Source organism: Tardiphaga sp. 862_B3_N4_1 (genome assembly GCF_051811085.1).
Classification (GTDB): Bacteria; Pseudomonadota; Alphaproteobacteria; order Rhizobiales; family Xanthobacteraceae; genus Tardiphaga; species Tardiphaga robiniae.
In genome coordinates, this window is sequence record NZ_JBPWQB010000001.1 from 3108305 (window position 1) to 3121997 (window position 13693).

The 13693-nt window shown below is 60.1% G+C and carries 14 protein-coding genes and 1 tRNA gene; 3 read left to right on the top strand and 12 right to left on the bottom strand.

Annotated features, from left to right (window positions below):
* Window positions 1-10 precede the first annotated feature (10 nt).
* The 8 genes from AB8B02_RS14820 to AB8B02_RS14855 form a co-directional block, all read right to left on the bottom strand.
* Window positions 11-988, bottom strand: a complete 978-nt coding sequence (locus AB8B02_RS14820; RefSeq protein ID WP_309944898.1) for a DMT family transporter — start codon at window positions 986-988, stop codon at window positions 11-13.
* The gene (locus tag AB8B02_RS14825; RefSeq protein ID WP_089267928.1) at window positions 937-1746 is read right to left on the bottom strand and encodes an ABC transporter permease; all 810 of its coding nucleotides are present in this window, start codon (window positions 1744-1746) and stop codon (window positions 937-939) included. Before AB8B02_RS14825 ends, AB8B02_RS14820 begins: the two co-directional genes overlap by 52 nt.
* Window positions 1743-2540 (bottom strand): ABC transporter ATP-binding protein, encoded by a 798-nt coding sequence (locus AB8B02_RS14830; RefSeq protein WP_120292923.1) that lies wholly within the window; start codon window positions 2538-2540, stop codon window positions 1743-1745. The genes AB8B02_RS14825 and AB8B02_RS14830 overlap by 4 nt, the downstream gene beginning before the upstream one ends.
* A gap of 1 nt (window position 2541) precedes the next feature.
* Entirely contained in the window at window positions 2542-3522 is a 981-nt protein-coding gene (locus AB8B02_RS14835; protein ID WP_439064288.1) for an ABC transporter substrate-binding protein, read from the bottom strand.
* A 19-nt stretch (window positions 3523-3541) separates the two neighbouring features.
* The gene (locus tag AB8B02_RS14840) at window positions 3542-4210 is read right to left on the bottom strand and encodes a TetR/AcrR family transcriptional regulator (protein WP_244558570.1); all 669 of its coding nucleotides are present in this window, start codon (window positions 4208-4210) and stop codon (window positions 3542-3544) included.
* A 1-nt stretch (window position 4211) separates the two neighbouring features.
* Window positions 4212-5960: a hydantoinase B/oxoprolinase family protein gene (locus AB8B02_RS14845; protein WP_439064289.1), complete on the bottom strand. Its 1749-nt coding sequence runs from the start codon at window positions 5958-5960 to the stop codon at window positions 4212-4214.
* Complete coding sequence (locus tag AB8B02_RS14850; protein ID WP_439064290.1) at window positions 5957-8047, bottom strand: hydantoinase/oxoprolinase family protein; 2091 nt, start codon at window positions 8045-8047, stop codon at window positions 5957-5959. The genes AB8B02_RS14845 and AB8B02_RS14850 overlap by 4 nt, the downstream gene beginning before the upstream one ends.
* A gap of 266 nt (window positions 8048-8313) precedes the next feature.
* Window positions 8314-8517, bottom strand: a complete 204-nt coding sequence (locus AB8B02_RS14855) for a hypothetical protein (protein ID WP_439064291.1) — start codon at window positions 8515-8517, stop codon at window positions 8314-8316.
* Between the two features lie 37 nt (window positions 8518-8554).
* Here AB8B02_RS14855 and AB8B02_RS14860 point away from each other — a divergent pair, with 37 nt between their 5' ends.
* Window positions 8555-8740 carry a hypothetical protein gene (locus AB8B02_RS14860; RefSeq protein WP_309944882.1) on the top strand — a complete coding sequence of 62 codons (186 nt, stop codon included), beginning with the start codon at window positions 8555-8557 and terminating at the stop codon, window positions 8738-8740.
* A gap of 613 nt (window positions 8741-9353) precedes the next feature.
* Here AB8B02_RS14860 and AB8B02_RS14865 read toward each other — a convergent pair.
* Window positions 9354-9428 (bottom strand) — tRNA-Thr (locus tag AB8B02_RS14865).
* Window positions 9429-10826: 1398 nt separating this feature from the next.
* The gene (locus tag AB8B02_RS14870; RefSeq protein ID WP_089264886.1) at window positions 10827-11546 is read right to left on the bottom strand and encodes an outer membrane protein; all 720 of its coding nucleotides are present in this window, start codon (window positions 11544-11546) and stop codon (window positions 10827-10829) included.
* Window positions 11547-11587: 41 nt separating this feature from the next.
* On the opposite strand from AB8B02_RS14870, the gene AB8B02_RS14875 reads away from it, so the two are divergent.
* The gene (locus AB8B02_RS14875) at window positions 11588-11851 is read left to right on the top strand and encodes a hypothetical protein (protein ID WP_439064292.1); all 264 of its coding nucleotides are present in this window, start codon (window positions 11588-11590) and stop codon (window positions 11849-11851) included.
* A gap of 18 nt (window positions 11852-11869) precedes the next feature.
* Here AB8B02_RS14875 and AB8B02_RS14880 read toward each other — a convergent pair whose 3' ends face one another.
* Together AB8B02_RS14880 and AB8B02_RS14885 are read right to left on the bottom strand one after the other, a co-directional pair.
* Window positions 11870-12301, bottom strand: coding sequence for a hypothetical protein (locus AB8B02_RS14880; protein ID WP_439064293.1), 432 nt, complete (start codon window positions 12299-12301; stop codon window positions 11870-11872).
* A gap of 221 nt (window positions 12302-12522) precedes the next feature.
* The gene (locus AB8B02_RS14885; protein ID WP_089264888.1) at window positions 12523-12807 is read right to left on the bottom strand and encodes a His-rich protein BRANT; all 285 of its coding nucleotides are present in this window, start codon (window positions 12805-12807) and stop codon (window positions 12523-12525) included.
* A gap of 292 nt (window positions 12808-13099) precedes the next feature.
* Between AB8B02_RS14885 and AB8B02_RS14890 the strand changes: the two genes are divergently transcribed.
* Window positions 13100-13660 (top strand): tetratricopeptide repeat protein, encoded by a 561-nt coding sequence (locus tag AB8B02_RS14890; RefSeq protein WP_439064294.1) that lies wholly within the window; start codon window positions 13100-13102, stop codon window positions 13658-13660.
* Window positions 13661-13693 lie beyond the last annotated feature (33 nt).

Below are 13693 nucleotides of genomic sequence, written 5' to 3' on the forward strand. Positions count from 1 at the left end.
TATCCGGTAGCTACGAAATCGCCTTTCTCTCTCGCCCCAGGCGTCCCAACAGGATCAATCCGGCGAAAATCGCCGCGATCCCGACGACGTGATACCAGGCGAGATGTTCGCCCAGCCACCAGATCGAAAACACTGCCGTACACAGCGGACTGAGATACAGAAATCCTGCAGCACGCGTCGGTCCGTTAGTGGCTACGCCGTAGATATAGAACACGTTACCAAGCATGGTAGGACCCAATCCGGTATAGGCGATCGCGCCTAGGGCTATGGCCATGTCAGCGTTGGTCCAGGCGAACCATGGACCGCCGCTGGCAACCCATGTGACATAGACCGGCAACGACACGACCAGGAGACCTGCCCAGGCAGTCACCACCGTGAGCGGCAAGGTTTCGATTACGCGCGACCATTCCCGCACACGGATCGAGAACCACGCAAAGAAGATCGCTGCGAGAAGCGACCAGAGATTTCCAAGATTCAGTTGCAGCCCGGTCAGTCGCAGCAGATCGCCCTTGCTGATGATCAGGAGCGTGCCGACAAAAGCCAGAGCGAGCCCACCTTGGCCCATTCGGGCGATCTGCCCCTGCCCCATGATCCAGCCGATCAACACGACCCATACCGGCGTCGTGGCATTGATGAAGCCCACTTCGATGGCTGGGCTTTGATATGCTCCGCCGATCAGAAGAAACGAAAACAGGCCGACGCCGACAACGCCACCGATCGTCAATTCGCCCAGCCGCGGCCGGATCTCAGGCCAGGCGCGCCGCAGGGACGGCCACGCAATGACTGTGAGAATGACGAGAGCGGGCAGCCAGCGCCAGAACACCAGCGCCGGCAAAGGCGCCGCGTCACGCGCGGCCCGCGCGACCACATGGTTGCTGCCCCAGAGTGCCGCAGTCACTATCAGCGCAAGCGTACCGAGTGATCGCGAGCCGCCGTTCATGCCCGATCGGCGGATGACTGATGACGCCCGCGTTGCGAGACGTGCCATGGCAGGGATAGCCGCTCAGCATAGTCGACGAGAAAGAAGAGGATTGTTCCGACCACGCCCAACAACAGCAACGACACGAACACACGCACCGTATCGAACTGCCCTTGTGCAACAAGTATCTGAAAACCGATCCCCCGGCTGCCGGCCACGAACTCTCCGACGATGGCGCCCACCAGCGCGAACGAGATCGCCACTTTCATGCCCGCGAACAGACTCGGCAAAGCGCAGGGAAAGCGGATTTTTATCAATACGGCCCAAGGCGATGCCTTTGATACCTTGGCCAGCGCCAGCATGTCAGGATCCACCGACCGCAGGCCTAGAACCATATCGATGACGATCGGAAAGATCGCCAGCATTAACGCAATCGCCACCTTGGGCTCAGGACCGGTGCCCATCCAGATAACGAACAGCGGCGCCAGCGCCACTTTCGGGATCGAGTTGAGCGCCACGAGCAGCGTATAAATAGTCCGCTCGAGGAATTTCGAATAGACAATCCCAACCGCCAGCGCGACGCCGATGACGACCGCCAGTACAAAGCCGAGGCATGTCATCCAGAGCGTAAAGCCGAGATGACGCAGGAACAACCCAGGTGTCTCCAGAAACGCGGCAAAGATCGCCGACGGCGCCGGCAGGATCAGCGGCGACGGCTGGAACACGCGAACCCCGATCTCCCACAGAACGAGAGCTCCGGCCAGCACGACGATGACGTCGCGTGTTTCGTTATCGCCCAGAAACAGACGCCTTGCGAAACGCATCATTCCTTGACGATCCCCAACTCGGCGAAGTGGTGACGGATCCGGTGCACATAGGCGGCGAATTCCGGCGTGTCGCGCACTGCAAGCAGGCGTGGCCGCGGGAGGTCGATGGTGATGACATCGACCACCATGCCCGGCGCCTTGCTCATCATGACGACGCGATCTGACAGGAAAACGGCTTCCGCAATCGAATGCGTGATGAACAAGAGCGTCTTGCGCGTATCCTGCCAGATCTGCGCGAGCTCGATGTTGAGATCATCGCGGGTCATGGCATCGAGCGCGCCAAATGGTTCATCCATCAGCAGCAGGTCGGGATCGGCCAGCAGTGCCCGGCAGATCGATGCGCGTTGTCGCATACCACCCGACAGTTCCCACGGAAACCGATGCTCGAAGCCACCGAGGCCAAACCGGTTCAGCAAAGCCACCGCCCGCGCGCGTTCATCGGCGGTCGGTTTGCGGGTGAATTCGATCGACAGCAGGACATTGTCGAGAATGGTGCGCCAGTCCAGCAGGACATCGCGCTGGAACACGACGCCAAGCCGATCCGGCGTGCCGTCGAGCGGTTTGCCGCCAATGTCGATCGTTCCGAAGGTCGTCCCTTCGAGGCCGGCCACCAGCTTCAGCAAGGTGCTCTTGCCGCAGCCGGATGGGCCAACCACGCTGACGAATTCCTGCGGCCGGATATCGAGATCGATATCGACCAGCGCCGCGACCGGCCCGCGCGGGGAGGCATAAGTCTTCCCCACGCGGCCGAGCGCAACATAGGCCGCTGTTTCTGATGAAGCAGGAGGCGCCATGTTACTCAACGAGGCTGTTGGTGTAGTAGTCCGTCGCTTTCCAGCCGGCCGGCAATACGCCCGCGGCCTCCATCGACTTGCCCGCCGCTTCCCAGTCCGCCTGTGCCTGCCAGCCGATCGGCTTGCCCTGCGACGCCGACGTATTGAAGTAATCCAGCGTCAGCTTGATCTGTCCGAGCAGCACCACGGGGTCCAGCTTGGCGTCCGGACGCTCGGCGATCATCGCCTTCACGCCGTCGTCGGGATTGGTACGCAGATGCTGCCAAGCGCGTTGCTGCACCTCGATCAGACGCTTCAACGCCGGTCCCTTGCTGGCGATCACTTCGTCGCGTGCGACCAGGCCGTAGCTCGGGAACGCAATGCCCGCATCAGATGCCAACAGACACTTCGACGGGCGGGTCGCTTCCGCGAGCGGGAGCGCAGAACCGACGGTCGACATCAGACCATCGGATCGCTTGGCAATATAGGTGCCCCACAATGCGGCCGGATCGACAACTTCAACCTTGAGATCGTCACGCGTCAGTCCGCCGGATTTCAGATAGACGTCTATGAAGGGCGCCCATGGGCTTGCCGCAAAGACGACGACGCTCTTACCGCGCAAATCGGCGACCCTCTCCATCGGCGACGTCTTGTCGACCAGAATGCAGAGATCGGTCTTGCGCTGGAACGTCGCGATCGAGCGAATAGTGGCGCCCTTGGCTCGCGCTGAGCCAACCAACCCCACCTGAACCTGACCGACATCCGCCTGCCCGGCATTGACCAACTGAATCGTATTGCCAGAGCCGCGACCATCCTGAATATCAACATCGAGCTTGGCTTCCTTGAACCAACCGCGGTTCTGAGCCAGATGCATGGCCGCCTGCACGCCCCACGGCGAGAAATCCAGCCGCACCGACAATTTATCCTGAGCCAGAGCAGGCGAAACACCCGCGCCGGCCGCAGCACCTAGAAGCATCAGGGTCGATAGAAAAAGCCTTCTCATATCCCAATCTCCGGTTTGATTACTCTGTGTCGGCGCCATCCGCTTCTGCCGGCGAATTCTGCGTCAAATAGCTCAGCACCATCTCGACGACGTGCTGGCGTCTCTTGAGCACACGTCGGCGCGCCGCGAGATCGCGGTCGAGCAGCCAGGATAATGTGTGCTGATTGGACAGAAAGAAGTAAGCGAGGCCGGAGATCGACATATAGAGATCGACCGCATCGACATTGGCGCGAAACACACCCTCGGTCTGGCCGCGTTTCAGCAGGATCTGGATCGTGTCGAGCAGCCCGCGATAGAGCGGCTTGATGGTGCTCGAACTTTTGAGGTGCTGCGCATAATGGATGTTCTCGATGCTCATCAACCGGATTAGATCCGGCGTCGCAACGAAATGATCGAACGTGCTGCTGACCAGTCGCTTCATGCCTTCGACCGGCGGCAGACCGCGCAGGTCTTCGTCCTGCTGCTTAGTACGCAAGTCCGTATAGATGCGCTCGAGTACTGCCAGATAGAGCTCGTCCTTGGAGCCGAAATAATGGTAGATCAGGTTCTTGTTGACACCGGATTGTTCGGCGATGCGATCGACGCGCGCGCCGTTAAGCCCGTTGGAGACGAATTCGATCCGTGCCGCGTCCAGGATCTTGGCACGGCTCGCTTCCGGATTGCGGGTGATCTTGCTGGGCGCGGCCACACTAAGCTCCATGGCGCCCTTCCGGTAATGGCGGGGCGTCCCGCGAGGATCGTAGTGCCGCAGTTCCCTCGACGTCCAGCACGCCACGCGGGCCGAATGTCACAGCATAATGCTTTCGCGCGAACTCGGCCGTGATCTTGCCGTCCAGGAAATCCTCGCGCACATCGGAGGGATCACGCAGCAGCGGATTGCCGAAGCCGCCTGCACCGGCCTGCTCGTGGATCAGGAGCGCGCCCTCAGTGACATTCCGCGTGATCTTGCCAGGAATGGCACTACGCTCATTGCCGATCTCGATGTAGTTCTTCGACAAGCCGCCGGGCTCGCCCCCATTGAGACCATAGGGATGAAACTTGACGCGGTCGGTGCGCAATTGCAGCAGCGCTTCCGGCGCGAGGATACGATAACTACGGCGAATGCCGACACCGCCGCGATATTGTCCAGCACCACAGCTGTCCGGCACGAACGAGTAATCCTCGATTCGCACCGGATGCTCAGCCTCCATCACTTCGACCGGCATGTTCGAGAGATTTTGCGAGGCATTGGTAACCGCTTCAAGCCCGTCTTTGTCGGGACGACCACCCCAGGCGCCGCAGATCATGTCGACGATGATGAAAGGCTGGCGGTTAGGTCGCAGGCCGCTGATACAAATGACGCTGTTGCCGCCCTCACCTGCGGCTGGCACCTTGTCCGGCACGATCTGCGCAAGTGCTCCGAGCATCGTATCGAACACGCGATACCCCGTCAGCGCACGTGCCGCGCACGGCCCAGGCATGATCGGGTTGAGCACGGAAGCTTCCGGCGTTTTCACTGTAATGCAACGAAAAAGGCCGACATTGTTCGGCACGTCCTTAGCCAGCACGCAACGTATGCTGAGATAAGTCAGCGAATGTGTGAAACTGAGCGTCGAATTCAACGCTCCTTTCACCTGTGGCGAAGAGCCCGTGTAATCGACCAGCAGCGTACCGTCGCCGTTGACGGTGATTGCAACCTTGATAGGGATCGGCGTATCGGAAAATCCGTCATCATCGATATAGTCGATGAAACTGTACGTACCCTTCGGCCAGGTCTTGATCTCCTGCCGGGTCAATCGTTCCGCGTAGTCGAGCAGTTCCTGCATATAGGCGTCGACATCGTCCGCGCCGTAACGCTGCATCAGCTTCTCCAAGCCGCGCTTACCGACCTGAGCCGCCGCAAATTGCGCCGAAAGATCGCCCCAGACCCGATCCGGAACCCGAACGTTGATCTTGATCAGCGCCTCTAGCGTCGTGTTCAGCATACCGCGGTCATAGAGCTTGAGCGGCGGAATCCGCAGCCCTTCCTGATAGATCTCGGTCGAATCCGACGCGTTGGAGCCGGGCACGCGGCCGCCGACATCGGTGTGATGGCAGATCACCACGGCGAAAGCGCGCCGTTTGCCGCTGTGGAAAATCGGCACGAACATGAAGATATCAGGCAGATGCATGCCGCCGTGATAGGGATCGTTCATGATGACGACGTCGCCGTCGTGCAGATCGCCTTCGTATTTGCCGAGCACGGAGGCCATGGCTTCTGGAATCGCGCCGAGATGCTGGGCGATGGTCTTGGCCTGCGCCACCATCTGGCCGTCGCCGGCACAGATTGCCGCGGAAAAATCCATCACGTCCTTGACGATTTCCGAACGCGCTATGCGCACGACCGTATAGGCCATGTCGTCGGCGATGGAATCCAGGCCGCTCTTGATGACCGCGAAGGTGATCGGATCGACTTTCATACCTCGAACTCCAGCACAATGCAGCCGATCGCATCCTTGTGCACACTGGCATCGGGCGGCACGATGATAGTGGCGTCGAACTCCTCGATGATCAGTGGTCCCTGGCGCGGTGATAATCCGACTGCGCTGCGATCGACGATATTGACGGCGATGGCAGCCTCGCCGCGCGCGAAGGACACGTCACGCGTCCCGGAGCGCGATGCGCCCTGTCGGGCGGCGATCTTCATCGCCGAAAAATCCAGACGGTTCTCGCGCAAGCCGCGGCCGGCCACGCGCACCTTCATCAGCTCGATCGGCGTAGCGTCGCGATAGCCATAAGTCTTGAAATATTCGGCGACAAACCGCTCGCGAATCTGGTCGAAGTCCTCGCCTTCGAACGGCACCGTGAGTTCAGTCGCCTGGCCCTCGTGGCGCAGATCGGCCTCCCACAGGAACATCGTGCGCTCGGCCTGATAGCCGTCACCGGCGAGTTGTCCGGCAACCTGTTGCTGCAGCTCGGACTTGATGGCCTTGAGATCGCTGACCTGCATCTTGTCGAGATACAGGCTGACGGTTTTCAGTGCGGTATGCTCAATATCGGAAGCCAGCATGCCGAGCGCGCTGAAAATGCCTGACATCGGCGGCACCACGACGCGTGGAATGCCCAACTGACGCGCGAGATCCGGCGCATGCACGCCCCCGTTGCCGCCAAATGCCATCAACGTGAGATCGCGCGGATCGCGACCACGCTCGACGGTGACGGCGCGCACGGCACGCGCCATCGCCGCATTGGCGACGGCACGAATGCCATGTGCGGCATCCAGTAGAGTGAGGTCGAGCGGGTCGCCGACATGGGTACGGATGGCAGTCTCGCTTAGCTTGCGATCGATATTGAGATTGCCGCCAGCCAGCGACGTGGCGTTGATGAAACCGAGCACAACGTTGGCATCTGTCACTGTCGGCTTTGTGTTGCCGAGCCCATAGCAGGCCGGGCCCGGAACGGCACCTGCGGATTGCGGGCCGACGACCAGCAGGCCACCTTTGTCGATGCCGGCAATGGAGCCGCCGCCGGCGCCAACCTCGGCGATATCGATAGCCGGCACCTTGAGCATATAGCCGCCGGCCTTGATGAACCGGCTCGACGTCGAAATTCCATCGCGGAATTCGTATTCCGACGTCATGGTCGGGCGGCCGTCCTCGATAATGACCGCCTTGGCCGTGGTGCCGCCCATGTCGAACACGATGACGTCGCGATCGTCACGCGCGATGCCGAGCCGTGCCGCGCCAATGACACCGCCCGCAGGACCGGACGCCACCACCAGCACCGGCTTCTCGCAGGTCACATTGGCAGCCAGCATGCCGCCATTCGAGGTCATGACCAGAATGGGCGCAGCCACGCCGATCGAGCGCAGACCCGATTCAAGCTTCTGCAGATAAGTGCGCATGGCCGACAACAGATATGCATTCACCACCGTCGTGCTGGTCCGCTCATATTCCTTCATCTCGGGCAGCACCGCGCAGGATGTCGTCACCAGCAATTGCGGGAAATTGGCCCGCAAAATCGCTTCGGCCTGCAATTCATGCGCCGGATTACGATAGCTGTTGATGAATGCGATAGCGACGGCCTCGATATCCTCGGCGAGTAGCGCCTCTCCGGCCGCGATGACGCTTGCTTCGGAGAGCGGCTCGACCGTCGTTCCGTCCGCCGCCATGCGTTCGGTCACTTCCATACGATACCGGCGCGGCACCAATGGCTGCGGCTTCACCCATGTCAGGTCGAACATGTCGGGCATCCGGATGCGCCCGATCTCCAGCACGTCCCGGAAGCCGCGCGTCGTGATCAGTCCAGTCTTGGCGCCCGACCGTTGCAGGATGGTATTCGATCCGACGGTGGTGCCGTGCAGCACTTCGGCCACAGCCGAAGGCGCAATCGATAGCTCCGCCAGCAGGCTTCCGACGCCGTCAACAACCGCCCGACTCGGATCGGCAGGCGTCGACGACACCTTGCTCTGATGGATCAGACCGGTTTCAAGGAACAATGCAATGTCGGTGAATGTCCCACCGATATCGACAGCAACCCGGATTTTTCCGCCTGACGCCACAGCCACGATCGCTCACCTCGTCGTTACTAACCAGTTAGTCAACAATCTTGGCTAGAGGATGCGGAGTGTCAAGCTGCTGTTTTCAGCGCTTAGCGCCCGAAAAACAGGCTAAAAGCTCACTTTTGATCATGAGGGATTGGCTGGCGACGCACGACCAAGCGTAGGGTCGGGGTTCGGCTTCTTGATAGCTACGCTAACGTTCGCTGATGCGTCAGTCGGTTTATTGGATGAATATTTGACCGGCTGAAAGGCAGTAGCCAATAAGGCGAAGGCTATTTCTTCACTTTCCCCTTCTTCCTTGCAGCCTTCAGGGCATCGGCTTGCGCGCGGAACGCTTCAGCCAGATTCCGCATCCGTTCAGCATGCTCGGTGTCTTCCGAGCGATGAGCTATGGCCTCGGCTTTCTCGGCCTGCTTCCTCAGCGACTTCGTTGGTTTCATGCCGATGTTATACCGCAACGCGGGAAGTTGTTCCACGCTTCCACGCTCCCTCCGGACAGCGTAGGATCCGACAATGAAACAGTCCGACACTTACCGGGCGAATGCAGAGAACTGCGCGGAGATGGCTGCTGCATCCGATAGCGAGCCAGCCAGGAATCGTTTCAAGCGCATGGAAGCTGCATGGCTCGCGTTGGCCGAGGAAGGGGACTGGCTCGACGGCGAGACACCGCTGGAGAAGTCACCAGTTAATCGACAGTAACCCGATGACCGCCGCATGGTCGAAGGGGCGCTACCGTCACTACCCTTATTATTTATGCATGACTCGGGGCTGTGAGGCTAAAAGCAAGTCAGTGCCGCGCGCGAAGCTCGAAGACGGCTTTGCAGAGATCATCAAGACCTTGCAGCCCGCGGAAGGGCTCTTCGATCTGGCCAAGGCAATGCTATGTGATGCTTGGGACATGCGGCTGGCCGCTGCCAAAAACGAGAAGAGTGCGCTTCAAAAGCAATTTACGGATGTCGAACGGCAGATCGGAAATCTCTTGGATCGCGTCGTCGATGCCTCCAGCCCATCGGTTGTGAGCGCTTACGAGACCCGGATCGAAAAGCTCGAACGCGAAAAGATCGTTCTCGCCGAACGGGTTGCCAGAACGGTACCGCCCAAGGGGCGGCTGGAGGATTGTATCGAACTGGCCCTGAGATTTCTGGCAAACCCTTGGTACATCTACGAAAACGGCGACTACGTGATGCGTCAGACCGTACTGAGACTGGCCTTTCAAACACCTCTAAGATACGGCAAAAACGGGGTGTATCGAACTCCCGAATTTTCGCTCCCTTTCAGGTACTTGGCAGAAACTTTCGGTGAAAATGCGAAATGGTGCCGGTTGAGAGGATTGAACTCCCGACCTTCGGTTTACAAAACCGCTGCTCTACCGCTGAGCTAAACCGGCAACAAGATCAATGGGTTAATTGATTACCCGAGATCGAAACAGGACGTCAGGATCAGACGCCTGCCCGCGTCGCGCAGTCAGATATCAGAGTTGTCCGGCAAGGGCTACTCCCGCGCGCGCCAAACCGGCGCACGCGTTTACAGCCACGCGTAAAGCAGCAGCAGATTGACCGCGCAGGCGGCCAGCAGGGCGACCGTGAGTGCCACCTGCACCCCGTCGCTGCGGATATTGTCGATCATTCTCATCGCCCGACAACCATCAAGCGATTCTGGCAAGGGAGTCTCGAACCTTATTTTTCCCGGGATTCAGGACTCGTTTACTTTCGATTCCTGGTGCGGGGGCAGCGGAGAGCTCGACTGTCTACTGCCCCGCGCTCGTCATTCCGGGGCGTGCGTCGCCGGCGAAGCCGGCAGAGCGCGAACCCGGAATCTCGAAGTGTTTAGCACTGACTAGAGACTCCCATGCTGAGATTCCGGGTTCGCGTCCGGCAAGTGCCGGCCGCGCCCCGGAATGACGAGTGTGAGGTGGACTCGGGCTGAGCGCACCCGAACATATTTTCCTATCTCCCGTTGACACCATCCCCATCAGGTTTATATCCCCATTCATCCTGCCCCACCGAGAGGGGCGATCGCGATCGTCACGTTCGCGGGGTGGGATGCGGTGGACGCCGGAGATGCGGCGTTACGCGGTTCATGGGGGGGGACGTCTGTCTTCGGGCAGGACGGATCTGCGCCAGCACTGCCACTGGCAAGGACACGGCCGACCTTGAGATGGACAAACCCCTGGACAGTGTGACGGACGACCAAATCGAAACGCGTTCGGCCAAGTGCTTTGCGGCTACCCTGTCCCCCCGCCCTGGGACATTAATTTTGGTGATGGGACCGTTCGCCATGGCAGATGTGCAGGCAACCGAAAAAACACCGCAGGCGGAACGTCGGGCACTTGCTCGGCGCCTCCGAAAGTCCTGATGCACTCTAAATTGCGGAAGACCGCATCGCATCAGGCCCAAGGGTGCAACGGGCACCTGGCGTTCCGCACGCCCTCTCACTAGGGGGCGGGAATGCAAGCAACGACGGCGCCCCCGCGCCGCAAATAATGGGGGTGATGACGCATGTCTGGAGAGCAGTGGCTGTTTGACAGTTGAATCCGTGAATGACGCGCAGGCGCCGCACCACAGGTGTCATCCCCGGGCTTGACCCGGGGATCCAGCTTCGCCCGCACACCGTCGCACAAGAAAGATGGATGGCCGGGTCAAGCCCGGCCATGACGTGGAGAGGATGACGATCGCATTGAAGCGATGATCAGCGACGCGCAGCGGCACATGACGAATCCCCACAAACAAAAAGGCCGGCGTGATGCCGGCCTTTCCGTCGAAGATTGAAGCGGTTTCGTACTTGCTCAGTACTTGGCGACCACCGGGCCACCCCAGCCGAAGCGATAGTTCAGACCGGCCTTGATGGTGTGCTCGTCGTTGTTGAAGCTGGTCGAGCCGCCGGGAATGGCCGTCGAGGTGATCGTGGTGTTGCCGAAGTTATAGTACTGATATTCGACCTTGCCCGACCAGTTCGGCGAGAACATGTATTCGAGACCGCCACCGACCGTGTAGCCGTCCTTCTTGTTGCCATCGATCACAGCAACCGCGGGAGCCACAGCGGCGATGGTCAGGTTGTTGTTATCCTTCCAGGCGTAACCGCCCTTGGCGTAGAGCAGTGCCGGACCCCAAGTGTAACCGAGACGACCGGTGACCGAGCCGAGCTGATCGTTACCGCCGCCCGTGATGGTCGTGCCATTCGGGAAGACGAGGCTGGTATTGCTGCTCGCCAGCCAGCTGTACTGGGCTTCGACACCCACCACCCAGTTGGTGGCGAACTGATAGTCGAAGCCGCCCTGCACACCGCCCATGAACCGGCCGCTATCGCCGACGAGGCTGTTGCCGTCACCGAAGGCGCCGCCGAGATGACCGCCGATGTAGAAACCGGTCCAGTTGTAGACCAAAGCCGGCGCCGTATAGGCCGGGGCCTTGGTATAGGTCCGCGCCGGAAGGTCGGCAGCGAAGGCTGAAGACGAGATCGCGGCCACGGCAACGATGGCCGACGCGCTGAGCAGAAGCTTCTTCATGGTTGTTCCCCTGTGTTGCGTAATGACCATCGAAAAACAACGTGGCGGCAGTTTGGTTGCTTCACGGCAGGCGTTGCCACATCGATGTTTGCCGACTGCGACAAAGCAGCAACACTTTTGGATTTATTCATTTTCAGGCGGCGCGAAATGGCTTTTGGTTCAATGCTCACACGAACTTGATCGGGTTTTTCAGTGTCCAGATACCCACGCCGGGCTGCGGCAATCTCGTGGCGACGTTGCGGTCAGTTGAGGGCGCCAACGTCGGCATTGATCGTGATCGCATCGAGCACCGACAACAGATCTAAAGAGCTGCCAACAACGCGCTACCGCGTCATCTTTTCCATTTCGGGGAACGGCGCGTAGGTGGCGCCGGCACAGGCCTCAGTGACATTGTCGACAATGCGATCGAGGCGCTTGTCAACATAGGATACCGCCCGCTCCTGCGGCGCGGTGTATCTGCCATCGAAATCCTTCGCCGTATAGCGCACGCAGCTGACATAGCGCAGGCGACCGCCAACGGTGCGTTGCACCGGCTCAGCCATCATGGCGTCACGAACGCCGACCGGATTGTTCAAATAGGTCTTGAAGAACGCCAGCAGATCGACGCGATAATTGGTCGGAAATGGCTGCGCGGCAACGCCCTGGTCATCCGTGAAGCTGATGCCACCGGCGCCGCCTCCTCCGCATGCTGCAAGCCACAGCGGCAACAGCACCGCTGCTGCCTGTTTCGCCGATATCCCCAAATGCCGTCTCATCCGTCGTGCCGTCTCAATTACGCAGGCGTGTCCCCGTCATGCCTGTCCTAGACGGTTCGCCCGGGAATTGGAATTCGCATCTCGGTGACGGACCCGCGCAAACGAACCGGCCTGCCGCACCTCAGGGATGTTATGCATCCCAGGGGATAGGTGCAGCAGGCCGGCCGTTGAAACTCCGCGATCGCGGCTGGGCAATATGAGGCCGCGACCGCGGAGCCCCCTCAGCCGCGCTTGTGCACGACTGTGGTCTGGATGGCGGTGTGCTTGTGAACTTTGTGAACGCTCATCTTCTTGTGGAAGCGATGATGAGGACGGGCATGGCGGTGATGATGGCGGACCATTTTCGCATTTGCGTTCAGCACGCCGGGCTTGGCCTGCACCTTGTTATCGGCCGACGTCACCGGCTTGGTGATCGGCGCCGGCGTGGTCTTGGCGATACCGGCAGCCATCGCGGGAGCGGCAAGCATGGAAACTACGATCAACGCGGTGGAAATTTTCTTCAACATGGTCGTCTCCTGTCGGTCTCGATCACGAAGTTGACCGGTCGGTTGGCCGGGCTTGTCGATCAATGCAGTCAGACTAGCGACGCTGCGCTGAACCCACTCTGAGGAAGCCGGACAGGCTTCGTTCATCTCGGTGACATCCTCGTCATGATCGCTGGGTCAGGCGTCCTGCCCCAAGTCTGCTGCCACAAGTCTGCTCCCCATGTCGGCACAAGCGGGAATGAACACCCACGTCCGGTGTTCACAACCTGAGACTTCCGTGTCAGATTATTGCTGTTGCAAACAGGAGCGCTGCATGACCCACCTCGCGATCAGGCTGACGACGCTGGCAATGTTTTCCGTGGCCGTTGCCGCCACGCCCTTCATGACCTCGGCCTATGCCGCAGGCGGCGATACGCCTTCCGCACCGCCGGCGTCCGACACCAAGGGCACCAAGGACAAGAAGAAGAAAACCGAGACCAGGAATCCGAACAGCGAGAATACCGCGTTCCTCGCCAATTATCGCGCGGCCTATGCCACGGTCTATGACAAGCAGGACTACACAACCGCCATCGCGCAGCTCAAGGCGCTCGGCCAGGACGACCGCGCCGATGTCGCCAACCTGATCGGCTACTCCTATCGCAAGCTCGGCGACTACAAGGTCTCGCAGATCTGGTACGAGCGCGCGCTGAAGGCCGACCCCGCCCATGTCCGCACCTGGCAGTATTACGGCTTGTGGCAGGTCGAACAGGGCAACCGCGATCAGGCGCAGTATCATCTCAACAAGATTGCTTCGCTGAGCGGCAAGGACTCCGCCGAATATAAATCGCTCGCTGCTGCGCTTGAAAAGGCGCCCGGCTCCGGTCCCACCTACTGATCCCATTCGCGGATCAGTCAGCCGGTGCAATCC

Coding starts and splice junctions, on each gene's coding strand:
- AB8B02_RS14835 (WP_439064288.1), bottom strand. CDS start 3,522: ATGAGAAGGCTTTTTCTATCGACCCTGATGCTTCTAGGTGCTGCGGCC.
- AB8B02_RS14880 (WP_439064293.1), bottom strand. CDS start 12,301: ATGAGACGGCATTTGGGGATATCGGCGAAACAGGCAGCAGCGGTGCTG.
- AB8B02_RS14885 (WP_089264888.1), bottom strand. CDS start 12,807: ATGTTGAAGAAAATTTCCACCGCGTTGATCGTAGTTTCCATGCTTGCC.
- AB8B02_RS14870 (WP_089264886.1), bottom strand. CDS start 11,546: ATGAAGAAGCTTCTGCTCAGCGCGTCGGCCATCGTTGCCGTGGCCGCG.
- AB8B02_RS14825 (WP_089267928.1), bottom strand. CDS start 1,746: ATGATGCGTTTCGCAAGGCGTCTGTTTCTGGGCGATAACGAAACACGC.
- AB8B02_RS14890 (WP_439064294.1), top strand. CDS start 13,100: ATGACCCACCTCGCGATCAGGCTGACGACGCTGGCAATGTTTTCCGTG.
- AB8B02_RS14830 (WP_120292923.1), bottom strand. CDS start 2,540: ATGGCGCCTCCTGCTTCATCAGAAACAGCGGCCTATGTTGCGCTCGGC.
- AB8B02_RS14820 (WP_309944898.1), bottom strand. CDS start 988: ATGGCACGTCTCGCAACGCGGGCGTCATCAGTCATCCGCCGATCGGGC.
- AB8B02_RS14860 (WP_309944882.1), top strand. CDS start 8,555: ATGAAACAGTCCGACACTTACCGGGCGAATGCAGAGAACTGCGCGGAG.
- AB8B02_RS14845 (WP_439064289.1), bottom strand. CDS start 5,960: ATGAAAGTCGATCCGATCACCTTCGCGGTCATCAAGAGCGGCCTGGAT.